The following is a 23,641-nucleotide window of genomic DNA, read 5'->3' on the forward strand; positions in this document are numbered from 1 at the left end:
GGAGACCGGATGCCGTCGTCGCCAACCTACAGGTCCATCCCGCCGTTGGCGTCGATGACCTCGCCGGTGATGTACGACGACTGCTCGCTCGCGAGGAACCGGACGATGGCCGCGATGTCCTCGATCTCCGCGAACCGACCGAGCGGGATCTGGGAGACGATGCGCTCTTTCACGTCCTCGGGCACGCTCTCGAGCATATCGGTCCGGGTGAATCCGGGGGCGACGCAGTTCGCCGTCGAGCCGCCGCTCGCGAGCTCGATGGCGATGGTGCGCGTGAACCCGAACATCCCCGCCTTCGCCGCGGCGTAGTTCGCCTGCCCGAAGTTCCCCTGCTTGCCGACGATGGAGGAGATGTTGATGAGCCGGCCCTCCTTGGCCTCCCAGATGTCGTCGTAGAACGTCTTCGTGCAGTTGAACATCCCGCCGAGGTTCACGTCCATCACCATGTCCCAGTCCTCACGGGACATCTTCACGAAGCGGGTGTCCTTCGTGATGCCGGCGTTGTTGACGAGGACGTCGACGGAGCCGAAGGCGTCGTGTGCCTCCTCGCGCATGGCCTCGACCTCGACGATGTCGGTCACGTCAGCCTGCGAGGCGATGGCGTCGCCGCCCTCGCGTCGGATCGTCTCGCAGGCTGACTCCGCCGACTCGGCCGACGACCGGTAGTTGACCACGACGTTCGCCCCCTCTCGACCGAGGTGTTCTGCGATGCCGCGTCCGATACCGCGTCCAGCGCCTGTGATGACGCATGTGCGTCCGTCCATGTGCATGATAGGTGTCCAGGGCGCGGACGACTCGGGCCACGGCGACGGCCGCCGGACCCGGTCGTCCGTCCATACCAGATGTTCACGAAAAACGAACTTAAATATTCCTCAGGGGCAGTCAGCGAAACGATAGAAACCCAGCCGGGTGTCGGCCGCGATGGCCGAATCCCAGGACCGGTAACAGTGGTCCCTAGACCGGTGACAGCGGTGCCTGACGGCCGGACCCTACTCGGTGTGTGCGGTCGCCGCGTCGACCCAGTCCTCGACGCGGGAGACCGGCAGGTCGGCCGTCTCGGCGAGCTCGACGGCGTCGGCCGCCGCGAGCGCGGCGATGGAGTCGACACCGGCGTCCCGCAGCCGCTCGGCGTACGCCGGGCCGATGCCATCGACGTCCTCCAGGTCGGAGGCCTCCGTTCCCTCGACTTCGATCTCGACGCTCGACCCGTCGCTCTCCTCGGATGCGTCCGCGTCCGTCGCCGGTTCGGCGTCGGCGGTCGGCGTCGACACGGCGCCGGTGTCGTCGACCATGCGCTCGCCGAACCAGTCGCAGACATCGGGCCAGAGCTCGGCGTGGCTGCGGGAGGAGACCGACATGCCGATGTGGCCGGTCGGGAACTCCATGATCGTCTTGTCCTCGCTCGGGAGCACGTCGTTGAACGGCTTCGACGCCTCGGGCGGGATGAGGTGGTCGTACTCCGCGACGATCTGGAGCACGGGCATCTCGATGTTCCCGATGTCGACGTGCTCGCCACCCAGGTAGAGCTCGTTCTCCATGAGCTTGTTCCCCTGGTAGACGTCGCGGATGAACTCGTTGTACGTCTCGCCGGCGACGTCGATGCCGTCGCCGAGCCACTCCTCCATCCGGGCGAAGTTCTCCACGAAGTCCTCGTCCTCCATGTTCTCGTAGAACCGGACGTACTTCGTGACGTAGTTCTGGACGGGGTCCATCAGCGCGAAGCCGACGTCGAGGAACTCCGCGGGGACGTTCCCGAACGTGTCGGTGACCTTCTCGGGGTCGTAGAAGTCCTCCGCGCCCCAGAGCTCCAGCACGCCGGAGTCGCCGGCGAAGCAGAGACCGGCGGCCATCAGCGCCAGCGTGTGGACCTTCTCGGGGTGGAGCGCTGCGTACATCGTCGACATCGTGCCGCCCATGCAGTAGCCGAGGACGTTGATGGCGTCCTGACCGGAGCGGTGGCGGACCTCGTCGACGCAGTTGTCGATGTAGCGGTTGACGTAGTCGTCGAGCGTGAGCGAGCGGTCGAGGTTCGACGGCTCGCCCCAGTCGATCATGTAGACGTCGTAGCCGTTGTCGAGCAGCGTCCGGATGACCGACCGGTCGGGCTGCAGGTCGAGGATGTACGGCCGGTTGATGAGCGCGTAGACGATGAGGATCGGCACCGGCTCCTGCTCGTCCGTGCGGGACTCGTAGTGGAGCAGCCGGAGCTTGTTCTCCTCGTAGACGACCTCGCTGGGGGTCTCGCCGACATCGACCTCCTGAAGGGTCTCCGCACGGTCGGGTGCGACCTGGGATTTCTCGAACAGCTCGGAGGCGTTCTCCCAGGCCTGACGCTGCATGTCGAGTGTTGCTGCGAACGGGTTCTGCATCTTACTCCTCCAGGTGTTCGAGGACGCTGTCGAGCTTCTGTTCGACGGCGTGCTGGCGGCGCTCGAGTTCGACGAGTCGGTCGCCGATCTCGACCACGTCGCCCTCGGTGGCGAAGCCGAGCGTGTGGAGCGTGTCCTCCGCGGCCTCGTCGGCCTGCTGTTGCATCTCGAGCATCTGGCCGACGCTGGAGCCGGTCCAGGCGGCGAACGCGCTCGTGGACATGACCTCCTTGAACGCCTGGTTCGCCGTGTTGAGCCAGATGTCGCGGAACTCCTCGAACTCGACCTCCTCGCCCTGCATGCCGTCCTCGCTCCGCTCGATCATCTGCTCGGCGGCGTCCATCCAGGCCTCGTAGGCGCGCTTGTAGCCCTCGACGCTCTCGTCGAGGTCACCCATCTCGCCGCCGGTCCCTTCGACCGTCTCGGACCACTGTTCGACGAACTCCGCCTGGGCCTCCATGTTCTTCTCCATCGCCTCGAAGAACTGCTCGTTCATGCGCGAGACGAAGTCGTTCCACTCGGTCGGTACCGTCGATTGGGGGTATGAGTCTGTCATTGTTTGAAGATGGGTTTCGCTGATTGTAAAAGGACTCGTCGGAGGGCTCAGACCGTGAGCTCCTCTGCCGCGTCCTCGAACTGCTCGCTCGCGTCCTCGAAGCTGGCCTCGATGCGCTCGTGCGCCTCGAGGAACGAGTCGAAGGAGCTGTCGACGACCTCGGTGTAGCTGTCCGCGTACTGGTCGAAGGCGTCGGCGTTCTCCTCCATCGCCTCGATGCTGGCCTCCAGCATGCGGGCCTGGTTCTCGGTGAGCGCGTCGTACTGCTCGTCGAGGAGCTCCTCGAACTCCGTGAAGTCCACGGAGCCCTCGGGCATCACGGACTCGACGGCGTCGAAGTACGCGTGGAGCGCCTTCTTCGACAGCTCGACGTTCTGCTCGCTGAGCGACTGGTACTGCTCTGCGGACTCGGTCATCTGTGCGACCGCCTCCTTCTGGGCTTCGATGACCTCGTGAGTCGCCTGCTGGCTGCTCTCGAGCATCGTGCGCTGCATCTGGAAGACGGGCTTCATCGGGTTCTGTGTAGTTTCACTCATCGGAATCACTGTTGTTGCGTTTGACTGGGATGACTATCGTCTGGACGATGTCGCCTTCCCCGATGTCGAGCGCCTCGCGCTCGGCGTCGGGGATGCTGATGCGACCGCTGCTCTGGACGCGGGTCTTGAACATCGCCGCGCCACGACTCATCGCGGTCAGGTCGGACATCGTGTCCGACCCGCCGGCCCCGCTCTTGAGGAACTGTTCCCACAGCTCCGTCTGGGACCCCATCATCTGCTCGCTCGCCTCCGTCATCTGTTCCTGCATCTGCTGGAGCATGAACGGGGACCACGGCATCTTCGGCGAATCATCCGTCATCACACAGTGATACAGCGGCCAGCAGCATAAACGTTCCGCTGAAAACCAACGAGAACCATTGAATGGCATTGGGTGGAGCCGTGGCGGCTGCAATCGTCCCGAGACGGCTGTTCGGCGCGGTACCACACCACCGTATCTGTCCGTGGATGGACGGAAACGGGCGGTCCGAACCCCGGCCAGGCCAAAGGAGTCATACGCTCGCCTGTCTTAGGGGGGCATCATGGGTGAACGAGAAACCCACGTAGCGTCGCCCTTTACAGCGATGGCGACCGCGTGGACCAGTTTCGCGGAGAGTGCCGTCAAGGGGGCGACGGCGGCGAACCGAGCAGCGTTCGCGGCCTTCACACCCGCGATGGAGGCGTCGTCGGTGGCCAGGGACGACACGACAGCGAGCGACGACGACGAGGTCGTCGAGGCCTCCGTCCCGTCTGTCGTGTACGAACACGCCGACTGGACGTTCGAACGGACCGTCGAGAAGGCCGCGGACATCACGGTGGGCGACACCGTGGTCTTCTCGAAGACGCTCAGCGAGGAGGACGTCCGCGCGTTCGCGGCCGCGAGCGGTGACACGAACCGGATCCACCTCGACGACGAGTTCGCGGCCACCACGCGTTTCGGCGGCCGCATCGCACACGGAACGCTCGTCTCGGGCCTCGTGAGTGCGGCACTCGCTCGACTCCCCGGCCTGACGATCTACCTCTCACAGGAGCTGACCTTCGAGGCGCCCGTCGGCATCGGCGACCGGGTGACCGCGACGGTCGAGGTGCTGGAGGACCTCGGCAACGGCCAGTACCGGCTCTCGACGGTCATCGAGGACGACGACGACGAACGGGTCGTCGTCGACGGCGAGGCGGTCGTCCTCATCGACGACCTCCCCGAATAGGTCGCCCGTCCCGACAGCGCGACCTGACACCGACGACTGGCGGAGTCGGCGGCGTGGCTCGCGATACGGAGACCGGAGCGACGACGATACGTTAATCGAGAACCGAGTTAAATTTTATTTTCCTGATTTCCGCCGGGTTTTAAATCTCCTCCCCCAGTTACGATTGGTAATGTCACACGGGCATGACAGCAGGCAACACGGCGCACAGAACGTCAGTCGACGACGGTTCCTCGGTGCAACAGCCACCGCAGCAGCCGGCACCGGCCTCGCAGTCGGCGCATCGGGCACCGCGGCGGCGGACACGTACCCGCGAGTGACCACGCGGGGTCACTACGACATCACCTGGTACGGCTCGGTCTACCTGACCGACGGCCACACCGAGTGGGACTACGACACCGCCGGCGACATCCCGGGCCTCGATTCGGCGGCCCCGGACGAGCTACTGGTCCACGTCCACGGCTGGATGAACGAACCCGACAGCGCCGTCGAGGGGTTCCAGACGGCGGAGGCAGCCTACCGGGACAACGGCCACGACGGCGCGGTCATCGGCTTCAGCTGGGACTCCGACTCCAGCGTGTTCGGCTGGTGGGACTCCACCGAGATCGCCGAGGAGAACGGCAAGAAGCTCGCGAACTTCGTCAACACCTACCGGCAGGCCAACCCCGGAACGACCATCAGGCTCGTCTGTCACTCCCTCGGCGCGCGGGTGACCCTGCGCTGCATCGAGGTGCTGAACGCGAACGGCATCACCGACGCCGTCCAGTCCGTCTCGCTGCTCGGCGGGGCGGCCGACAACGACGCCGTCTCCACCGGCGGTCGCTACGGCCCGGACCTCGCGAACGCCGTCGGACAGGTGGACAACTACTGGAAGTCCGACGACGACGTGCTCAACTGGGCGTACACGACCGCCGAGTTCGACTCCGCGGTCGGCGAGGAGGGCTGTGAGGGTACCCCGCCCGCGAACTACGAGGACCACAACGTCGACTACGTCCCCGACCACTACTCGTACTACTACCCCGGCGACGGGTGCGTGGGCGAAGTCGTCGCGGAGTGGTAGACCTCCCGGAGCTGATTTTTCCGAGGTCCAGTCCCTCACCCCCGGACAGCGGTCGGTAACTCCACCATTTAGGCGAGCCTAAATAGACACACTTTTAGGCTGCCCTAAACAGAGTTCGGGTAAGCGATGACCAGTCAGGACATCTGCGTCGTCGTCCCGACCATCCGCGAGTACGAGTGCATCCGCTCGTACGCCGCGAACGCCCGGGACCACGGCTTCGAGACGGACCGACTCCACTTCGTCCTCGTCACGGAGGACTTCTGTGATGCCGACGCCATGCGGGCGATGCTCGACGACCTCGACGTGTCGGGGCGCGTCTTCGACGAGTCCGACCGCGAGGCGTGGTACGACGAACAGGGCGTCAGCGAGTACAGCCACCTCGTCCCGGCGGCGAGCCACGCACAGACCTCGTTCGGCCTGCTCTACCTCTGGCACAACGAGTTCGAGTACGGCTTCTTCATCGACGACGACACGCTCCCTCACGAGGACCACGACTTCTTCGGCCAGCATATGGCCAACCTCGCCTACGAGGGCGAGATCGAACGCGTCGCCTCCGACGAGCAGTGGGTCAACGTGCTCTACGAGAACGCCGACGAACACGGCCTCTACCCGCGCGGCTACCCCTACGCGGCGATGGACGAGACCGTCGAGACGGACACGACGACGGTCGACCACGTCGTCGCCTCGCAGGGGCTCTGGACGAACGTGCCAGACCTCGACGCCGTCCGCATCCTGATGGACGGCGACCTGGAGGGACAGGCCCAGACCCGGACCAGCGCGGACGACTTCGGCGAGCAGTTCGTCGCCGCCGACGGCAATTACCTCACCGTCTGCTCGATGAACCTCGCGTTCCGCCGCGAGGTCGTCCCGGCGTTCTACCAGTGCCCGATGGACGACAACCCGTGGAACGTCGGCCGCTTCGACGACATCTGGTCGGGCGTGTTCCTCAAGCGCGCCGCCGACGTGCTCGGCGGGCAGGTCGTCAACGGCGATCCTCTCTGCGAGCACAACAAGGCCCCGCGCTCGACGTTCGACGACCTCACGAACGAGGTCGCCGGGCTGGAGTGCAACGAGCACTTCTGGGAGATCGTCGACGGCGAGGGCGCGGACGCGGACACCTACGCCGGCGTCATGGCCGCCATGGCCGACGCCCTCGTCGAGGGTGAGTTCGACGACTACCAGAACGGTGAGTTCCTCAACTACGTCGGCGAGTACTGCCTCGACTGGCTCGATTGCCTCGACGAGCTCGCACCCGTCGCGGGGCACGACCCGGTTCCGGCACCGGCCGACGACTGAGGTGTATCGGCAGCTATAAAACATTTAGGCAGACCTAAACCAACTATGAACCAGAACGACTCCGACGTGCCCGACTCCCGCATCGACCGTCGCCGCTTCCTCGCGGCGGCGTCCGCGACGGGAATCGTGGCCTCCGCAGGCTGTATCGGCTCCCTCACCGGCGACGACGATGACGACGACGACGATATCGGGCTCATCGGCTCCGGGATGGAAGGCCGACCGGCCCCCGGCGGCACGCCGATAGCCGACATGCCCGAACTGTCGGGCACGCTCTCGCTCTACTCCGGCCGCGGCTCGCCGCTCGTCAGTCCGCTCCTCGACTACATCGAGGACCTGTACGACGACTTCACCGTCGACACGCGCTACGAGGCGTCGACGACGCTCGCGAACGAGATCGAGACCGCCGGCTCCGCCAGCGACGCCGATGTCTTCTTCTCGGTCAACGCCGGGGCGCTCGGCCTGCTCGACGACGCCGGCCGGACCGTCACCCTCCCGGACGACGTCCAGGAGATGGTGCCCCAGCAGTACCGGGCCAACGACGGCGCGTGGATCGGCACCTCCGGTCGCGCGCGGACCATCCCCTACAACACCGAGGAGCTCTCCGAGTCGGACGTCCCGGACGACATCTTCGCCGTCCCCGACACCGAGTTCGCCGGGAAGATGGGCTGGGCCCCCAGCTACGGCTCGTTCCAGGGCTTCCTCACCGCCATGCGCGTGATGTCCGGGGCGGAGCGGACCAAGCAGTGGCTCGAGGCGATGCTCGATGCCGGTGTCAGTCGCTACAACGACGAGTTCGTCGTCTCGCGTGAGGTCGCCAACGGCCAACTCAGTGCCGGCTTCGCGAACCACTACTACATCCAGCGCGTCCTCGCCACCCGGCCGGACGCACCCATCGCGACCGCGTTCACCCAGAGCGACGCGGGCGCCGTCTTCAACGTGGCGGGTGCGTGCGTCGTCGACAGCGCCGCCGACGAGGAGCTGGCCACCAACTTCGTCCGGCACCTCCTCTCGTCCGAGGCCCAGGAGTACTTCGCAACACGTACATTCGAGTACCCGCTCATCTCCGAAGTAGAACCCGTCGGCGACCTCCCACCCGTCGACGAACTGGCGACGCCCGACTTCGACCTCGCACAGCTCTCCGATATCGGGCCGACGATCGACCTGATGCGCGAGGTGGGGATACAGGTCTAGGTGATGGCAGTCGAGCAGCACGACACAGGAACGACGAACGACGAAGAGGGCGGCGAGAGCGGCGCCTACCCGCTCGGTCTCTCCCTGGCGAGTGCCGCCGTCGCCACCGCCGTCGCCACCCCGTTCGTCTGGATCCTGCTCGCTGCCTCGTCCGTCGACGTCGACCGTGCCGTCGAACTGCTCACGAGCGACACCACCGTCACCGTCTTCGTCAACAGCACCGTCATGGTGACCGGCGTCACGGTGTTCTCCATCCTGCTGGGCGTCCCCCTCGCCTACCTGACCGTCAGGACGAACCTCCCGGGTCGCCGGCTCTGGACGGTCCTGGTCACCCTCCCGCTGGTCATCCCGAGCTACATCGGCGCGTTCGTCTTCACCGCCGCGTTCGGTCGCGGCGGGGACGTCCAGCGCCTCCTCGAACCGCTCGGCGTCTCGTCGGTCCCCGAGGTGACGGGGCTGGAGGGGTCGATACTCGTCATCACGCTGTACACCTACCCGTACGTATACATAACCACGCGCGCCGGGCTGAAGACCGTCGACACGACCCTGATCGACGCCGCCCGGACGCTCAAGCACACCCGGCTGCAGGCGGCCCGCCGGGTGGTCCTCCCGCAGCTCCAGCCGGCCATCGCGGCGGGCTCGCTGCTGACCGCGCTGTACGCGCTCTCGGACTTCGGGACGCCCGCCATCATGCGCTACAACGTGTTCACGACCATCATCGAGTCCGAGACCCAGCGCGGCTCGACCGAGTTCGCCGCACTGCTCTCCATCCAGCTGCTCGTCGTGACGGTGTTCATCCTCGCCGTCGAGAGCCGCACCCGGTCGAACGAGCAGTTCTCGAGCGGGCGGCAGGGCGGTGGGGCCTCGCTCGCCAGGCTCGGCGCGTTGAAGTGGCCGGCGCTCGCGTTCTGTGGGCTCGTCGTCACGGTGGCGCTCGTGGTGCCCATCGCCATCCTCGTCGGCTGGCTGCTCGCCGGCCCGGAGACGGGCTGGCGGGTCCCGTTCGAGCTCTCGTACCTGACGAACTCGCTGTCGCTGTCGGTGGCGGCGGCGCTCGTCGCGACGCTCGCCGGGCTCCCCATCGCCTACCTCTCGGCGCGCCACGACACCCTCGTCGGGCACGTCACGGAGCGCATGAGCTACGTCGGCTACGCCGCGCCCGGCATCGTCGTCGCCTTCGCGCTGGTCTACCTCTCGACGCGGACGTTCACGAGCCTCTACCACACGTTGCCGCTGCTCGTGTTCGCCTACGTGGTCCGGTTCCTGCCGCAGTCGGTCGGCTCGACCCGTGCCTCGTTCCTGCAGGTCCACCCGTCCCTGCCGGAGGCTGCGCGCACGCTCGGGCGCTCGTCCGTCGGCGCGTTCCGCGCGGTCACGCTGCCGCTGGCCGCCCCGGGACTGCTCGGCGGTGCGGCGCTCGTGTTCCTGACGACGATGAAGGAACTGCCCGTGACGCTGCTGTTGCACCCGACGAACTACCAGACCCTCGTCATCCACATCTGGCAGGCCCACCGCAACCAGGCGTTCTACGACGCCGCGGTGCCGGCACTCATCCTGCTGGGCGTGTCGGCGGTCTCGATCTTCGTCATCCTCTCACAGGAGGGATACGATGTCAAGTGATGCAACCATAACCGCAGACGTGGAGACGGTGTACGAACGGCCGTCCGTCGAGGACGGCGAGACGGTACTCGAACTGGACGACGTGTCGAAGGCCTACGGGAGCGAGCTGGTCATCGACGGCCTCTCGCTCTCGGTCCGCGAGGGCGAGATCCTGACGATGCTCGGCCCGTCGGGCTGTGGCAAGACGACGACGCTCCGGCTCATCGCCGGGCTCGAACGTCCCGACCGGGGCGGCATCCGGCTCAACGGCGAGCGCGTCTCCGGCGGCGGGAGCTTCGTCGTGCCCGAACAGCGCGGGGTCGGCGTCGTCTTCCAGGAGTTCGCGCTGTTCCCGCACATGACCGCCGCGGAGAACGTCGCGTTCGGGCTGACCGACATGGACGACGAGGCGACCGCAGAGCGCGTCGACGAGATGCTCGACCTCGTCGGGCTGCAGTCCCACCGCGACGCCCACCCGGACGAGCTCTCCGGCGGCCAGCAACAGCGCATCGCCCTCGCCCGCTCGCTCGCGCCGGAGCCGAAGATGCTCCTGCTCGACGAGCCGTTCTCGAACCTCGACGTCGACCTGCGCGTCGAGATGCGCGAGGAGGTCCGTCGCATCCTGAAGGAGGCCGGCGTCACCGCCGTCTCCGTCACGCACGACCAGGAGGAAGCGATGAGCATCTCCGACCGGGTCGCCGTGATGTCCGAGGGCCAGATCGAACAGGTCGGCCGCCCCGAACAGGTGTTCCAGCACCCCGAGTCCCGCTTCGTCGCGGGCTTCCTCGGGCACGCCTCGTTCCTCTCGGGCTACGTCCACGGCGACGAGGTCGAGACGGGCGTCGGCGCCGTCGAGCGCCGGATGATCCACGGGCTCGCCGGCGAGTACGACGGCACCCGCATCGACGTGCTGGTCCGCCCGGACGACATCCAGGCCCGACCCATCACCGCCGACGAGGAGGCGAACGGCCGCGTCGTCTACCGGCGCTACCTCGGCCCGACCATCCTCTACCGCGTCGAGCTCGACAACGGCGACATCGTCGAGTGCATGCACAACCACACCGACCAGGTGGACCTCGACCAGTCCGTCCGGGTCGACCTCACCGCGGACCACGACCTCGCCTGGTTCCCCGCCACCGACGAGGACGGCTCCTTCAGCTGAACCGATGGCCGACTCCGTCCCCGACCGTCTCGAACGACACCGCGTTCCCTCCCTCCTGCTCGCTGCGCTCGCCGCGGCGGTCGTGTTCGTCGTCGCCACCGAGCTGTTCCCGTACCACTCAGCCAACCACGACGAGGGCGTCTACCTCCACCAGGCGTCACTGCTGCTCGACGGCCAGCTCCACGCCTCCCCGCCCGGCGGGCTGACCGAGCCGTTCCGACCGTGGTTCTTCGTCACGGAGGGGGAGTCGATGTACCCGAAGTACGCGCCCGTGCCGTCGGCGATGTTCGCGCTCGGGCTGCTCCTCGGCGAGCCGCGGTTCGCGCTCGCCGGCATCGGGGCCGGCATCGTCGCCCTCACCGTCGCGCTCGCCACGGAGGCGTTCGACCGGCGCGTCGGCGTCCTCGCGGGCCTGCTGGTGCTGCTGACGCCGGCGTTCCTGCTCACCACGTCCGTGTTCCTGCCGTACGCGCCGACGACGCTCCTGAACCTCGCGTTCGCGCTGGCCTACGTCCGGGCCCACCGCCGCGGCTCGCACCGGTACGCGGTGCTGGCGGGCGTGGCCGTCGCGCTGGCCTTTTTCGCTCGGCCGTACACCGCCGTGCTGTTCGCGCTCCCGTTCGTGGGTCACGCCTGCTGGACGCTGGCGACGGCGTATCGGACCCACGACGGGCCCGTGACCGACCTCGGTTCGAACGGCTTCGTCGCCCGGAACCTCGTCGTCGCAGCGCTCGGCACCGTCGGCGTCGTGACGACCCTCACCTACAACTGGCTGCTGACCGGCGACCCGCTGGTGTTCCCGTACGCCGCGTTCGCACCGCTTGACGGACTGGGGTTCGGCCAGCGGCGCATCCTGAACCACGACCTCGTCTACACGCCCGCGCTCGCGGTCCGGACGAACCTCGTCCTCCTCTGGGAGTCCGCGACGCGGTGGACCGTCGGCGGCTGGCTCGGGACGGCGGCGTTCCTCGTCGGCGTCGCCGCGTGGCTGGGCCGACGGGTCGGCGGCGTCACGGCCCCCGACCCCGCCACCGGCCCGAGGCTCGACCGGCCGCACTGCTCGGACGACTGCCTCGCGCTGCTCCTGCTCGCGGTCGTCCCGACGGTCTGCGTCGGTAACCTCGCGTTCTGGGGCACGTACAACGTCAGCTCGGGGCCCGACGAGCTGGGCGACGGCCTGCTCTCGCTGTTCGGCCCGCTCTACCACTTCGACCTCGTCGTCCCGGTCGCGGTGTTCGGCGCGTTCGGCGTCGTCGCCGCCGCGGACCGGCTCCGTGCCGCCGTCACCGCACGGCGCTCGGCGGCCGCCGCACGCGTTGCTCTCGCCGCCCTGCTCGTGGTCTCCCTCCCGGTCGTCGGCGTCGCACAGTGGAACGCGCTCGACGACCCGGTCACCGAGCACGCGGGGACCACCGAGAAGTACGGCACCATCTACGAGCCCGTCGTCGAGCAGGAGTTCGACGATGCGGTCGTGTTCGTCCCGACGCCGTACGGCGACTGGCTCGCCCACCCGTTCCAGACGCTCCGGAACGACGCCGGCTACGACGGCGAGGTGGTGTACGCGCTTGACCGTGGCCCGGCGAGCGACTTCGCGGTGCTCGCAGCCACGGAGAACCGGACGCCGTACCGGTTCACCTACCACGGCGAGTGGGTGCCGGACGCCACCGACCGCCCCATCGGGAAGCTCGAACGGCTCGAACTGCGGTCCGGCGAGCAGCTCTCGGGGACGACCCGTGTCGGCGTCCCGTCCGGTGCGAGCAGCGCCATCGTCCGGCTGGAGGGCGACGGCGAGGTCCGCGAGTTCGTGGTCGAGGAAGCACTCGACGACCGGCTCGTCGCGAACTGGACGGTCGGCCCTGAGGGGCTGCAGTTCGCCGAGGACGGTGTCAGAGCACTCGGTGAGGACGGCCCGGTGCCGCTGAACGACACCACCGAGTTCGCGGTCGCGGTGGTGCTGACCTTCGACGGCGGCGCGACGCTCACCTACCGTCAGGAGTTCGACGCCCGCCGGACGGCCCACGGGGTCGAGGTCGTCTGGCCGCCCGAGTCGTCGGTCTGCCGGCTCGTCGTCGACTGCGGGCTGGAGGGGACGTACCTCCCCGACCACCCGGACGAGCACCTCGACGGCGTCCGGCTGAACGGGACGCTGACGAGGGTTTCAAGCACCGAGAACGGGGATTCGGCGGCGGTTCAGAACCGTTCCGTGAGACCGACCTTCAGGATGGACTTGCCGATGGCAGCGCCGCCGCCGATGGGGTCGAGCTTCGTCTCGCCGCGGCGTTCGTCGTACTCGATGGGCGTCTCTATCACGTCGTAGCCGCGCATCGCGGGGCGGATCAGGAGTTCCGCGGAGAGCCCGGTGTTCTCGGTCCAGGTGATGTCCTGGACGACCTCGCGGCGGTAGGCGCGCATCCCCGTCGTGGTGTCGTGGACGCGCTCGCCCATGAGCGCGGACGCCAGGGCCGCGAACGCGTGGTTGCCGAAGCGGTTGAACGCGGGCATCGCCTCGGCCCCGTTGTGGAGTCGGTCGCCCGAGACCACGTCGTAGCCCTCGTTGACGAGTTCGAGGAAGCGCGGGAGCGCCTCCATCGGGTAGGTGTCGTCGCAGTCGGTGGTGACGACGATGGGCCGGTCGGGCGTGAGGACTGCCTCGCGGACGGCGACCCCGTAGCCCTGCGGCTCCTGCTCGACGACGGTCGCGCCGTGCTCGCGGGCGACCTCGGCGGTGGCGTCGTCCGAGCCGTCCACGCAGACGACCTCGGCCCGGCCGTCGGTGACCGCGTCGATGTCTGTCAGCACGTGTTCGATAGCCGCTTCCTCGTTGTACGTCCCCATCACGACCGCCACGTCGTCGAAGGTGAACGGGGGGTCGTCTGCCCGGGGTGAGCCGTCCTCGTCCACGTCGGACGGCTCCACCGGAGAGTGCTCGCTCATCGGCTCTGGCTTACCGACGCGCCTACTTTAGGCTTACCAAAAAACGTGGCCGGCTCAGACCGGGTCCGTCTCGTGGAGGAACGTCTGGAACTCCATCGTCCGGCCGTCCGGGTCCCTCGCGAAGAAGTTGTAGATGTTGAACGCCTCGTTCACGGAGGGTTCGTCGCGGGCACGGGTGGCGAACCGGTCGTAGAACGCGTCGACGCCGTCGCGGTCCTCGGTGACGAACGTGAGCACGCCCTCCGTCTCGGTCTCGTCGGCGTCACAGAACCCGAACAGCAGGTTGTCGTACCGGAGGATGGTACAGGCCGACTGCTCCAGCCACACGTCGGCGCCGACCTCCTCGACGTAGAACGCGGCCGTCGCCTCGTACGATTCGCTCCCGAAGAACACGAGTCCGGACATGTGTCAGCGTGGGGTCGCCCCCGGTAAAACGGTTCGTGCAGCGGTCCGAAGTTCACACAGGTATTTGTTGCTGGAACGGTAGCTTCGGTCCATGGCTGATACGCGTCGGACCTTGACGTACTTCGGACTCGTCGCGCCGACGGTCGCGCTCGTGACCCTGTTGCTGGCGACGCTCATCGACCCACTGTTCAGCTGGCAGAGCCGCTCGCTGTCGAGCATCGGCGAGGCGAACGGGAGGCCCCTGCTCGCGGTCGGCACCGCGGACCAGCTCGCCTTCCTGCTGTTCAACGGTGGCCTCGTCTTCGGCGGCATCGTCGGCCTCCCGTTCGCGGCGCGCCTCTGGCCGGAGACGGTCAACGGCATCGAGAAGGCCGGTGTCGTCGTCCTCGCGGTCGCGCTGCTGGCGATGACCGGGATCGGCTTCGCGTACCTCGACGGCCCGGCCAACGCGCTCCACTTCCCGTTCGCGGCCGGCTTCTTCCTGCTGGCGACAGTCGCCCTGCTCGTCTTCGGAACCGGGTACGCGCTCGACCGGTCGCCGACGTTCGGGCTCGTCACCATGTGGCTCGGCATCGTCCACCTGCTCCAGTGGGTCGTCTGGGTGCTGCTGGAGGCGATGGTCTGGACCGGCGACGGCGACACCTGGACCTACTTCGCCGTGCCCGAGGCCGTCGGCGCGGCGCTGTTCGGCGGCTGGGTCATCTGGACCGCCCGCACGCTGCTGCGCGACGGCTCGCTACCCACGTAGCACGCACCCCCTCCGACCGTTCTCGACTGCCGCGACGTACAACAGTTATCCCCGTAGAGCGTCACGCCCGGACATGAACAAGTGGCAGCGCCGGACCGCCTACTACCTCCTCGTGCTGTCCGGAATCATGCTGGCCTACGCGGTCATCTACGACTACGGGATGAGCGTCTTCGAGGGCGAGCCGAAGACGTTCCTCCACTCGCTCCAGGTCGTCGTCGAGACGTTCACGACCACCGGGTTCGGCTCCGACTCGCCGTGGGAGACCCCCGAGATGAACGTACTCGTCATCATCATGGACACGACCGGGGTGATCCTCATCTTCCTGGCGCTCCCCGTGCTGGTGTTCCCGACCATGGAGGACATCCTCTCGACGACGGTCCCGACGAGCGTCGACGACAGCCTCGGCGGGCACGTCGTCGTCTGCACCTACACCGCACGGGCGGACGCGCTCATCGCCGAACTCGACGCGTGGGGCGTCGACTCCGTCATCCTCGAACCCGACCGGGACACCGCCGTCGAGCTCATCGAGGACGGCTACAACGTCATCAACGCTGATCCGGAGAGCACGGAGGGGCTGACGGACGCCGGCGTCGACCGCGCCCGCGCCCTCGTCGCCGACGTCTCCGACGAGGTGGACGCGAGCATCGTCCTCGCGGCGGGCGAGGTCGGCGACGACGAGCTGACGGTCGTCAGCGTCGTCGAGGACCCCGACAGCGCGCCCTACCATCGACTCGCCGGCGCGGACGCGGTGCTCTCGCCCCGCCCGCTGCTGGGTCGCGGGCTCGCCTCGAAGGTGACGACCGGTATCTCGACCGAGCTCGGCGACGCCATCGAGATCGGCGACGACTTCGACATCGCGGAGCTGCCGATCCACAGGAAGAGCGAACTCGTCGGCAAGACGCTCTCCGAGAGCGGTATCCGCGAGCAGGCCGGCGTCAACGTCATCGGGGCGTGGTTCGACGGCGAGTTCCGGAGCCCGCCGGACCCCGACGCCGAGCTCGACAACGGCACCGTCCTGCTCGTCACTGGCCGCGAGGACCAGCTCCAGACGCTGAAGCAGCTCACCCTCTCCCGCGTCCGGGAGTTCCGCCGCGGGGAGACCGTCGTCGTCGGCTACGGGCAGGTCGGCGCGACCGTCGCGGAACGCCTCGACGAGGCCGACGTCCCCTACCGGGTCATCGATCTGGAGCAGAAGTCGGGCGTCGACGTGGTCGGCGACGCACTCGACCCCGACGTGCTGCGCGCCGCCGGACTGGAGGACGCTCGGACGGTCGTGCTCACGCTTCCCGACGACACGACGACGGAGTTCGCCACGCTGGTCATCCGGGACGAGAGCCCCGAGACGGAGGTCGTCGCGCGTGTCACGGAGACGGAGAGCGTCCAGAAGATGTACCGCGCCGGCGCGGACTACGTGCTCTCGCTCGCATCCGTCAGCGGCCGGATGATCGCCTCGACCATCCTCGAGGGCGAGGACGTCCTCTCCATCGACCAGCAGGTCGACGTCATCCGGACCGAAGCCGCGGGGCTCGTCGGGCAGACCCTCCAGGAGGCACAGGTGCGAAAGCGGACCGGCTGTACGGTCGTCGGCGTGGAACGCGGTGGGACGGTCATCACCGACGTCGGTCCCTCGTTCCGCGTCGAACGGGGCGACGAGCTCATCGTCGCCGGTACCGACCAGGGGACGAACCGCTTCAGGGAGCTCTGCCGTTGAACCGTCGGGACACCGCCTCTAGTTGGAGTCGACCACGCGCTTGGGCCCGCGCCCGCGGAGCGTCCCGGCCTCGTTCGATATCTCCGTTCGCCGGAACCGCCAGACACGCGCACCGTCGCCGCCCTCGACCACGTCGACCTGCTTCAGCCCGGTCTTGACGCAGTTCCACCAGCCGGACGGCGAACCGTATCCAGCCGGGTACTCCTCGTACAGCGCGTCGACGAAGTCGGACCGGCGGGCGCGGTCGGCGTCCTTGAGGTACGCGAGCGCTGCACCGACGGCCTCCTGGCGGGGTTCGACCTTCTCCGGCGAGCGGCCGGGCACGTCGAGGTCGTCGAGGTCCGCGATGTCCTCGCCGGGGGAGACGTCGTCGCTACTGACGGCGATGCTCGTGTTCGACTGGTAGCTCAGGCCGGTCGTCGGGTCGCGACCGAGCCGCTTCCGGGTCTGTGCGACAGCCCGGCGGGCGAACTCGTCGAGGCGCTCTCCCTCGACGCCGGCCAGCACGTCCGCCTCCTCGTTCAGCCGTTCGTCGTTGAACCGCTTGACCTGCTCGGGACGGAAGTTGCCCCCGAGGTCGTCCGGTTCGGCGTCCGGTCCCGACTTCGGCACCATCGTCTCGCCGGTCCCGCCCGTCTCGACGGGTTCGTTCGTCGTCGCCCCGCCGTCGGCCGTCGCGGGCTGTGCGTCGCCGTCGGCCTCGACGCTGGCCGGTGACGGGCTCTCAGCCGCCTTCCCCGACGAGTCCGCGGCGTCGGTCGTCACCTCGGTGTCGGACGGGCGCGTCTGCGGCTCGCCGGTCGTGCTCTCGGCGACCTGCTCCTCCAGCTCGGCGACGCGGGCCGCGTACTCCGACAGCAGCTGGTCCCGTTCGGTCCCCTGCTCGATGGCCGCACGGTTCCCGATGATCCAGTCGAGGTACTCCGGGATGTCCTCGAACCCGAGCAGGTCCGTCTCCATGTCGAGTTTCTCGACGGTCTCCTCGGGAACGTCGAGGCGGATTGTCGGCATTTGTTCCCCGGTACGTCGGTCGGTTATAAAAATTGTGGCCTACGCCCCTCGGCGGTGACTCGACCCGCTGAGCGGCACAACAATCCTTAAATCGGCCAATACCTTACACCGATTCATGCATAAGGACGAGCTTCTCGAACTCCACGAGCAGATGGTCGAGATTATGGAGCACTTCGAGGCGGAGGGCGACGGCAAGGACGCGCTGTTCCAGCAGTACCACGACCTCGACGTCGACCCGTCCGACGTACACAAGTCGAAGAGCGAGCACAAACACGCCGTGTTCGTGCTCGGGAACGCCCTGGCGAGCGTCATGAGCGAGGACGAGTTCTCCAGCGCCGGCCGCATCCAGAAGCGCATGGAGGAGCTCGCGGACGACGCCGAATCGAAGATCTGAGGCCGCTTCTCGGGCGCTTCTCTCGCGACCGTTGCTCGTACAGCGGTGAATCCCCGGAAACTATTTGTCCCGCATGCGGTTGTAACCCTATATGGATTCGCGCAGGGTAGAGCGCGTCGAAGACTGGGACTCCCGTCCGTTCTCGGGCGGCTTCGAGGAGCTCCGTTCGCTCGCGGACACGGAGTTCACCGGGGCCGTGACTGCCGGAACGACGTGGCTGTTCATGCTGAACGGCCGCATCATCGGGGTCTTCGACGGGACTATCGACGACTTCGACGGTTCGTCGGGCACGACGTACGAGGCACCCCATCCGTCCGTCCCGCTCCTCTTCGCGATGCAGGAGACGGGCGGCGAGGAACGGGCGAACTACTACACCAACGACACCCCGGTCTCGGAGGCCGACTCGACGCTCACGTCGGGCAAGTTCACGGGCTACATCGAGCTCTCCGAGAACGTCCTCAGCGGCGACTACTACGTCGTCTACTACGGTGGCCGGTCGATGAGCTGTGCGTTCATCGGCAACCGGGAGCGTCTGCACACGGGCGACGAGGCGTTCCAGCGGGCCGACGACGAGGTCGGCATCTACACGGTGATGGACGTCGACATCGAGGTGACCGAGATCCCCGGGCCTGAGCCGGAGCCGGAGCCCGCGAGCGACGCAGGCGACCCCGCAGCCGGCGCTGCGGCCGGCGCTGCTGCCGGTGACGTCGTCGACGACGGAACCGACCAGTCGGCCGATGCCACGGAGCCGGCCGACGCAACGGAGCCGGCCGACGAGCCGGTGGTCGCTGACCCGGCACCGGACGAGGCGACCGAACCGACGACGGACCGGCCGGTCACCGACGAGCGGACGGCCACCGCCAACGAGCGGACGGCCACCGCCGACGAGACGCCCGTCACCGGCGAGGAGCCTGTCGTCCGGGACGCGGAGGAGGAACGGACGGCACGCGACACGCGCGAGAACCGCGACACAGGTCGCCAGGGGGACCAGCGCGAGCCCGCCGGCTCGGAGCCGGACGAGGGCCACACGCCGGGGGCCCGCACCGACAGCGCCCGTGCGGAGCCGTCACGGGAGACGGGGACGGACCCGAACCGGTCGACCGGTCAGGGTGGCGCGTCGAGCCCGGGAGCGGGGAACGACACCGAACCCGCACCGGTCACGACGACCGTCGAGGACGACCACGACCCCGTCCAGATACCCGACGAGGTGCTGGAGGAGGTCGAACGCGAGGCCGCCGCCGAGGAGGGCGAGGACCCGGTGTTCGAGGAGGAGGCGGAGTGGCGCGAGACGCGCTCGATTCCCTCCATCAACCCGGACCGTTCGGAGTCGGCGGACACATCGACGTCGACGGACGCCTCGAAGTCGGCGAGCCAGCCGTCCACCGGGAACCGACAGAGCCGACGACAGCGGCAGGCTCGCACCGAGTCGCAGCAGTCGAGCACGGGGCCATCGAACAGCACCCAGCAGGCCAACACCGGTTCGAGCAAGCCGGCGAACCCCGGCCGACAGTCCAGACGCACCGAGCATCAGTCGACACGCGGTGCCGACACCGGTGGCACCGACGAGCCCCTCGAACGGGAGATGCTCCAGCGCGAGGACAAGATCGACCGGCTCCAGCAGCAGCTCTCGAACGTCGAGGAGGAACGCACCGAACTCCGCGAGGAACGCGACCAGCTCGCCGAGGAGAACGCGGACCTGCGCGGCGAGGTCGAGGAGCTGGAGGCCGAGATAGCCGAGCTGGAGGCCGAACTGACCGAGCTCGAGGCCGAGGTCGCTGCACAGCGCGGCCCGGCCGCCGACGCCAGCACGCAGCTGACGCCACAGCAGGCGCTGGAGGGGACGAACCTGTTCGTCCGCTACGGCTCGAAGGGCGAGGCGACGCTCGACACCGCTCACGACGGCGAGGCCGACGCCGACGCCGTGAACACGAACCTCCGCATCGAGCACCACACGCAGTTCGAGGCGGACGACGCCGCGGTCGACGGCCAGCGCTACGTCGACTTCCTCCACGACAGCATCGAGTTCCGCTTCGTCGAGTGGTTCGTCCGCGACCTGCTGTACGAGATCCGGGACACCGGCAACGCGAGCCCGATGCGTGACCTCTACGACGCCATCCCGGAGGCCGACCGCGCGGAGCTGAACGGGCAGGTGTCGCTGCGCTACGACGAGGAGGGCAACGAGCAGCGCGAGCAGACCACGTTCGACGTCGTCGTCCGCGACCGGATGGGCAACCCGTTAGTCGTCGCGAACCTGAACGACTCCCGGGACCCGACGACCGAGGAGATGATGGTCGACCTCCAGGAGCGGGCGTCGCGGGTCAAGCGGACCAGCGAGAGCCTCGCCGGTGCGGTCGTCGTCACCGCGTCGTTCTTCGACCCCGGGGCGCTGGAGACGGCCTCCGAGGCGACGAGTGGGAGCTTCCTCAGTCGGGACTCGAAGAAGAGCTTCGTGAAACTGTCCCGGAAGTCGGGCTACCACCTCTGTCTGGTGGAGTCCCGCGGCGGGGAGTTCCACATCAACGTGCCGGAGCTGTAGGAAGACGGAAACCGTTCAGTTCTCGATTTCGGCCGCGTCGTCGATCTTCATCCCGTTCATCTTCTCGACGATCTCGTCGATCTTGCCGTCGAGCTCCTCGACGAACTCGAGCGTGCGCTCGGTCGTGATCGCGCCCTGGCTCGAGGGCTCGATGAGGTTCTCCTCCTCGAGGACGCGGAGGGAGTAGCGGACCTTGTGGTGGGGGTAGCCGGTCTCGTTGGACATCTTCACGATACCGATGGGCTCGTTCTCGATGACCATCTTCAGCACCTGCAGATGCCGTTCCAGCATATCGACTTCCTTCTCAAGTCGGTCTATCATGGCATTTGTTAACTTGTCGTATGGGGTTTTAAACCTTATTGTGCGAACTCGGCGAGAACGGTAGCAAATCGGAGGTAGCAGTGGTTCGTGTATATGTCTTCTGGTCCATGGGACCACGACACACCAGCGGGCGGCCGGACCCGCCGTATCGAAATCGGTTTACCGACCGCTGGAGAATCGGCGCGTGTAAATGACCGTAACCATTGTCGGGTCGCAGCTCGGCGACGAGGGCAAGGGCGGTGTCGTCGACCTCTACGGCGACGGGGCCGACATCGTCGTCCGCTACCAGGGCGGCGACAACGCGGGCCACACCGTCGTCTACGGTGGCACCGAGTACAAGCTCTCGCTCGTCCCCAGCGGGGTCGTCCGCGGCAAGGTGGGCGTCCTCGGTAACGGCTGCGTCGTGAACCCGGCGACGCTGTTCGACGAGATAGCAGAACTGCGCGAGCGGGGGCTCGACCCCGACGTGCGTGTGGCCGAACGAGCACACGTCATCCTGCCGTACCACCGCGTGCTCGACGGCATCGAGGAGGATGTAAAGAGCGAATCGGACCAGGAGGTCGGCACCACCGGGCGCGGCATCGGGCCGACCTACGAGGACAAGGCGGGCCGTCGTGGGGTCCGAGTGGGCGACCTGCTCGACCCCGACGTGCTCCGGGAGCGGCTGGAGTACGCCGTGCCCCAGAAGCGGGCGCTCGTCGAGGACGTGTACGGGCTCGACATCGACGACCTCGAAGACCCGTCTGCGTTCGACATCGACGCGCTGTTCGAGCAGTACCGCGAGTTCGGCGAGCGACTGGCCGAACAGGGGATGCCGGTCGCCTGTGGAGAGTTCCTCGCCGAGGCCATCGGCGACGGCGAGCAGGTCATGCTCGAGGGTGCACAGGGCACGCTCATCGACATCGACCACGGCAGCTACCCGTTCGTCACGTCGTCGAACCCGACCGCCGGCGGCGCGACCACCGGCACCGGCCTCAGTCCGGGCATCATCGGCGCGGGCGAGGTCATCGGCATCGTGAAGGGCTACCTCTCCCGGGTCGGCAGCGGCCCCATGCCCACGGAACTCGGTGGCGTCGAGGGACAGACCGCGGACTACGACGGCGAGGGCGACCCCGAGAAGGAGGAACTCGCCACCTACATCCGCGACGAGGGCGGCGAGTACGGCACCGTCACCGGTCGCCCCCGCCGGGTCGGCTGGCTCGACGTGCCGATGCTCCGCCACGCCACCCGCGTCAGCGGGTTCACCGGCCTCGCCGTCAACCACGTCGACGTGCTCGCCGGCATGGACGAGGTGAAGGTCGGCCACAGCTACACGCTCGACGGCGAGGAGCTGCTGACGATGCCCTCGACGACCGAGCAGTGGGCGCGCTGCGAGGCGAACTTCCGCAGCTTCGACGGCTGGCCCGAGGTCGACTGGGACGACGTCGACGACTGGGGGGACATCCCCGAGAACGCTCGCGAGTACCTGACGTACCTCTCGACCGAACTCGAGACGGACATCTACGCCGTCGGCACGGGCCCGGACCGCGAGGATACCGTCATCCTGCAGGACCCGTACGACGCGTAGACGACGGCCTGCAACGCGGCGATTTTTCTGTGGCAACCTGCAGCTGCACCCACATCTGAGAGTTTACGTCTGTCGTAAACTTCGAACGAGCAGGGGTACGCAGTCACGGCCGCAGTCGAAGCTAACCACATCCGGACACGGTTCCCGAAGCCTTTTGCTCTCCGTGTCCGAGGCTGTGGGTATGAAAGAATCCATGATGGACATCCTCTGCTGTCCGATGGACAAGGCCGACCTCGAACTCGAAGTCGACCGCGAGGACGACGACGAGATAATCTCGGGCACGCTCACCTGCACGGAGTGCGGCGAGGCGTACCCCATCGAGGAGGGCGTCCCGAACATGCTGCCGCCGGACATGCGCGACGACGTGCCGGCGTGACCCTGTAGCGACCCCGAACCGCGCGGAGAGACCACCGACGAACCGCACCACACACAGAGTATGGCATCCGAGACCCTCGTCGTCGACGTCAGCCGCGAGGAGCTCCACAGCGTCGAACCGACCGTCGAGGCGTTCGAAACCCGGGGAGCGTTCGAGGTCGAGCTCCGGAACCACGGGCGGGCGGTCCACGTCCACTGCAACGTCGACGACGGGCTCTCGCGGGTCGCGACGCTCAGCGAGACGAACCACTTCGTCGAGACGGAGTCGAGCACCCGGTTCCGTGTCGAGGTCGCGGACGGCCAGCGCCCGGTGTCCGGGTCGCTCCGGTTCGTGGCGGCCTACGGCGCACAGGAGGCCGCGGTGCCGGTGACGGTGCGGGACCTGGCGAGCGTGCCGATGGGACAGCGGGCGAGCGTGCCGCCCGCCGAGACCGAGGGGGCCGCTTCGGGCATGGGCTCGTCGGGCGGACCGGACCTCTCCGGTATCGTCCCCGGCCGCGACGACGCGCCGGTGCTCGCGATGGCCGGGGTCGCACTTCTGGTCGCCGTCCTGGCGATGGCGCTCGCGAACAGCACGGTCGTCATGCTCGGCGTCGGCGCGGTCCTGCTAGGGATTCTCGTCGCCGTCGCCGTGTTGCTGCGCTGAGTAGTCTGGCCCCGGCTCCCCGACC

22 protein-coding genes and 1 pseudogene are annotated in these 23,641 nt (G+C 67.8%); 14 read left to right on the forward strand and 9 right to left on the reverse strand.

Annotated elements, in window-relative coordinates; all coding sequences use genetic code 11:
• Positions 1-26 precede the first annotated feature (26 nt).
• The 5 genes from fabG to NOW55_RS05975 form a co-directional block, all read right to left on the reverse strand.
• Positions 27-770, reverse strand: coding sequence for a 3-oxoacyl-[acyl-carrier-protein] reductase (gene fabG / locus NOW55_RS05955; RefSeq protein ID WP_256399171.1), 744 nt, complete (start codon positions 768-770; stop codon positions 27-29).
• Between the two features lie 219 nt (positions 771-989).
• On the reverse strand, positions 990-2,369 hold the full coding sequence (gene phaC / locus NOW55_RS05960; protein WP_256399172.1) for a class III poly(R)-hydroxyalkanoic acid synthase subunit PhaC: 1,380 nt from the start codon (positions 2,367-2,369) through the stop codon (positions 990-992).
• Between the two features lies 1 nt (position 2,370).
• Positions 2,371-2,925 carry a poly(R)-hydroxyalkanoic acid synthase subunit gene (locus NOW55_RS05965; protein WP_256399173.1) on the reverse strand — a complete coding sequence of 185 codons (555 nt, stop codon included), beginning with the start codon at positions 2,923-2,925 and terminating at the stop codon, positions 2,371-2,373.
• A 47-nt stretch (positions 2,926-2,972) separates the two neighbouring features.
• Complete coding sequence (locus tag NOW55_RS05970; RefSeq protein WP_256399174.1) at positions 2,973-3,461, reverse strand: hypothetical protein; 489 nt, start codon at positions 3,459-3,461, stop codon at positions 2,973-2,975.
• Positions 3,454-3,780, reverse strand: a complete 327-nt coding sequence (locus tag NOW55_RS05975; protein ID WP_256399175.1) for an AbrB/MazE/SpoVT family DNA-binding domain-containing protein — start codon at positions 3,778-3,780, stop codon at positions 3,454-3,456. The genes NOW55_RS05970 and NOW55_RS05975 overlap by 8 nt, the downstream gene beginning before the upstream one ends.
• A 220-nt stretch (positions 3,781-4,000) precedes the next feature.
• On the opposite strand from NOW55_RS05975, the gene NOW55_RS05980 reads away from it, so the two are divergent.
• The 7 genes and pseudogenes from NOW55_RS05980 to NOW55_RS20935 all read left to right on the forward strand — a co-directional run.
• Positions 4,001-4,663, forward strand: a complete 663-nt coding sequence (locus NOW55_RS05980) for a MaoC family dehydratase (protein ID WP_256399176.1) — start codon at positions 4,001-4,003, stop codon at positions 4,661-4,663.
• A gap of 169 nt (positions 4,664-4,832) precedes the next feature.
• A complete protein-coding gene (locus tag NOW55_RS05985) occupies positions 4,833-5,720 on the forward strand; it encodes a DUF726 domain-containing protein (RefSeq protein WP_256399177.1) in 888 nt (295 codons plus the stop codon).
• A gap of 126 nt (positions 5,721-5,846) precedes the next feature.
• Positions 5,847-7,016, forward strand: coding sequence for an alpha-1 4-glucan-protein synthase (locus tag NOW55_RS05990; RefSeq protein ID WP_256399178.1), 1,170 nt, complete (start codon positions 5,847-5,849; stop codon positions 7,014-7,016).
• Positions 7,017-7,061: 45 nt separating this feature from the next.
• Positions 7,062-8,207, forward strand: a complete 1,146-nt coding sequence (locus NOW55_RS05995) for an extracellular solute-binding protein (RefSeq protein WP_256399179.1) — start codon at positions 7,062-7,064, stop codon at positions 8,205-8,207.
• Positions 8,208-8,210: 3 nt separating this feature from the next.
• Entirely contained in the window at positions 8,211-9,827 is a 1,617-nt protein-coding gene (locus tag NOW55_RS06000) for an ABC transporter permease (RefSeq protein ID WP_256399180.1), read from the forward strand.
• Positions 9,817-10,968, forward strand: coding sequence for an ABC transporter ATP-binding protein (locus NOW55_RS06005; RefSeq protein WP_256399181.1), 1,152 nt, complete (start codon positions 9,817-9,819; stop codon positions 10,966-10,968). The genes NOW55_RS06000 and NOW55_RS06005 overlap by 11 nt, the downstream gene beginning before the upstream one ends.
• A 283-nt stretch (positions 10,969-11,251) precedes the next feature.
• Positions 11,252-12,955: pseudogene (locus tag NOW55_RS20935) on the forward strand (DUF7846 domain-containing protein); the annotation flags it as partial.
• Between the two features lie 203 nt (positions 12,956-13,158).
• On the opposite strand, the gene NOW55_RS06015 reads toward NOW55_RS20935, so the two are convergent.
• Both NOW55_RS06015 and NOW55_RS06020 read right to left on the reverse strand, forming a co-directional pair.
• Positions 13,159-13,902, reverse strand: coding sequence for a dolichyl-phosphate hexose transferase (locus tag NOW55_RS06015; protein ID WP_256399182.1), 744 nt, complete (start codon positions 13,900-13,902; stop codon positions 13,159-13,161).
• A gap of 54 nt (positions 13,903-13,956) precedes the next feature.
• Positions 13,957-14,307 (reverse strand): VOC family protein, encoded by a 351-nt coding sequence (locus NOW55_RS06020; RefSeq protein WP_256399183.1) that lies wholly within the window; start codon positions 14,305-14,307, stop codon positions 13,957-13,959.
• 91 nt (positions 14,308-14,398) lie between these two features.
• Here NOW55_RS06020 and NOW55_RS06025 point away from each other — a divergent pair, with 91 nt between their 5' ends.
• Positions 14,399-15,055, forward strand: a complete 657-nt coding sequence (locus NOW55_RS06025; protein WP_256399184.1) for a DUF998 domain-containing protein — start codon at positions 14,399-14,401, stop codon at positions 15,053-15,055.
• 73 nt (positions 15,056-15,128) lie between these two features.
• Positions 15,129-16,766, forward strand: coding sequence for a potassium channel family protein (locus NOW55_RS06030; protein WP_256399186.1), 1,638 nt, complete (start codon positions 15,129-15,131; stop codon positions 16,764-16,766).
• Between the two features lie 18 nt (positions 16,767-16,784).
• Here NOW55_RS06030 and NOW55_RS06035 read toward each other — a convergent pair whose 3' ends face one another.
• Complete coding sequence (locus NOW55_RS06035) at positions 16,785-17,777, reverse strand: hypothetical protein (protein ID WP_256399187.1); 993 nt, start codon at positions 17,775-17,777, stop codon at positions 16,785-16,787.
• A 115-nt stretch (positions 17,778-17,892) separates the two neighbouring features.
• On the opposite strand from NOW55_RS06035, the gene NOW55_RS06040 reads away from it, so the two are divergent.
• On the forward strand, positions 17,893-18,171 hold the full coding sequence (locus NOW55_RS06040) for a UPF0058 family protein (RefSeq protein WP_256399188.1): 279 nt from the start codon (positions 17,893-17,895) through the stop codon (positions 18,169-18,171).
• Between the two features lie 91 nt (positions 18,172-18,262).
• Complete coding sequence (locus NOW55_RS06045) at positions 18,263-20,707, forward strand: DUF7527 domain-containing protein (protein WP_256399189.1); 2,445 nt, start codon at positions 18,263-18,265, stop codon at positions 20,705-20,707.
• A gap of 15 nt (positions 20,708-20,722) precedes the next feature.
• On the opposite strand, the gene NOW55_RS06050 is transcribed toward NOW55_RS06045, so the two are convergent.
• Positions 20,723-21,028 carry a hypothetical protein gene (locus NOW55_RS06050; protein ID WP_089731653.1) on the reverse strand — a complete coding sequence of 102 codons (306 nt, stop codon included), beginning with the start codon at positions 21,026-21,028 and terminating at the stop codon, positions 20,723-20,725.
• A 190-nt stretch (positions 21,029-21,218) separates the two neighbouring features.
• On the opposite strand from NOW55_RS06050, the gene NOW55_RS06055 reads away from it, so the two are divergent.
• The 3 genes from NOW55_RS06055 to NOW55_RS06065 all read left to right on the forward strand — a co-directional run bounded on the left by NOW55_RS06055 (position 21,219) and on the right by NOW55_RS06065 (position 23,616).
• Positions 21,219-22,595, forward strand: a complete 1,377-nt coding sequence (locus NOW55_RS06055; protein ID WP_256399190.1) for an adenylosuccinate synthase — start codon at positions 21,219-21,221, stop codon at positions 22,593-22,595.
• 181 nt (positions 22,596-22,776) lie between these two features.
• The gene (locus NOW55_RS06060) at positions 22,777-22,971 is read left to right on the forward strand and encodes a methytransferase partner Trm112 (protein WP_256399191.1); all 195 of its coding nucleotides are present in this window, start codon (positions 22,777-22,779) and stop codon (positions 22,969-22,971) included.
• Between the two features lie 60 nt (positions 22,972-23,031).
• On the forward strand, positions 23,032-23,616 hold the full coding sequence (locus tag NOW55_RS06065) for a DUF7524 family protein (protein WP_256399192.1): 585 nt from the start codon (positions 23,032-23,034) through the stop codon (positions 23,614-23,616).
• Positions 23,617-23,641 lie beyond the last annotated feature (25 nt).

The sequence above is a fragment of the Haloarchaeobius litoreus genome, from assembly GCF_024495425.1.
GTDB lineage: Archaea > Halobacteriota > Halobacteria > Halobacteriales > Natrialbaceae > Haloarchaeobius > Haloarchaeobius litoreus.

Coding starts and splice junctions, on each gene's coding strand:
- NOW55_RS05995 (WP_256399179.1), top strand. CDS start 7,062: ATGAACCAGAACGACTCCGACGTGCCCGACTCCCGCATCGACCGTCGC.
- NOW55_RS06040 (WP_256399188.1), top strand. CDS start 17,893: ATGCATAAGGACGAGCTTCTCGAACTCCACGAGCAGATGGTCGAGATT.
- NOW55_RS05985 (WP_256399177.1), top strand. CDS start 4,833: ATGTCACACGGGCATGACAGCAGGCAACACGGCGCACAGAACGTCAGT.
- NOW55_RS06035 (WP_256399187.1), bottom strand. CDS start 17,777: ATGCCGACAATCCGCCTCGACGTTCCCGAGGAGACCGTCGAGAAACTC.
- NOW55_RS06000 (WP_256399180.1), top strand. CDS start 8,211: ATGGCAGTCGAGCAGCACGACACAGGAACGACGAACGACGAAGAGGGC.
- NOW55_RS06025 (WP_256399184.1), top strand. CDS start 14,399: ATGGCTGATACGCGTCGGACCTTGACGTACTTCGGACTCGTCGCGCCG.
- NOW55_RS06060 (WP_256399191.1), top strand. CDS start 22,777: ATGAAAGAATCCATGATGGACATCCTCTGCTGTCCGATGGACAAGGCC.
- fabG (WP_256399171.1), bottom strand. CDS start 770: ATGCACATGGACGGACGCACATGCGTCATCACAGGCGCTGGACGCGGT.
- NOW55_RS06015 (WP_256399182.1), bottom strand. CDS start 13,902: ATGAGCGAGCACTCTCCGGTGGAGCCGTCCGACGTGGACGAGGACGGC.
- NOW55_RS06055 (WP_256399190.1), top strand. CDS start 21,219: ATGACCGTAACCATTGTCGGGTCGCAGCTCGGCGACGAGGGCAAGGGC.
- NOW55_RS05970 (WP_256399174.1), bottom strand. CDS start 3,461: ATGAGTGAAACTACACAGAACCCGATGAAGCCCGTCTTCCAGATGCAG.
- NOW55_RS05965 (WP_256399173.1), bottom strand. CDS start 2,925: ATGACAGACTCATACCCCCAATCGACGGTACCGACCGAGTGGAACGAC.
- NOW55_RS06020 (WP_256399183.1), bottom strand. CDS start 14,307: ATGTCCGGACTCGTGTTCTTCGGGAGCGAATCGTACGAGGCGACGGCC.
- NOW55_RS06030 (WP_256399186.1), top strand. CDS start 15,129: ATGAACAAGTGGCAGCGCCGGACCGCCTACTACCTCCTCGTGCTGTCC.
- NOW55_RS06065 (WP_256399192.1), top strand. CDS start 23,032: ATGGCATCCGAGACCCTCGTCGTCGACGTCAGCCGCGAGGAGCTCCAC.
- phaC (WP_256399172.1), bottom strand. CDS start 2,369: ATGCAGAACCCGTTCGCAGCAACACTCGACATGCAGCGTCAGGCCTGG.
- NOW55_RS05975 (WP_256399175.1), bottom strand. CDS start 3,780: ATGACGGATGATTCGCCGAAGATGCCGTGGTCCCCGTTCATGCTCCAG.
- NOW55_RS06045 (WP_256399189.1), top strand. CDS start 18,263: ATGGATTCGCGCAGGGTAGAGCGCGTCGAAGACTGGGACTCCCGTCCG.
- NOW55_RS06050 (WP_089731653.1), bottom strand. CDS start 21,028: ATGATAGACCGACTTGAGAAGGAAGTCGATATGCTGGAACGGCATCTG.
- NOW55_RS06005 (WP_256399181.1), top strand. CDS start 9,817: ATGTCAAGTGATGCAACCATAACCGCAGACGTGGAGACGGTGTACGAA.
- NOW55_RS05980 (WP_256399176.1), top strand. CDS start 4,001: ATGGGTGAACGAGAAACCCACGTAGCGTCGCCCTTTACAGCGATGGCG.
- NOW55_RS05990 (WP_256399178.1), top strand. CDS start 5,847: ATGACCAGTCAGGACATCTGCGTCGTCGTCCCGACCATCCGCGAGTAC.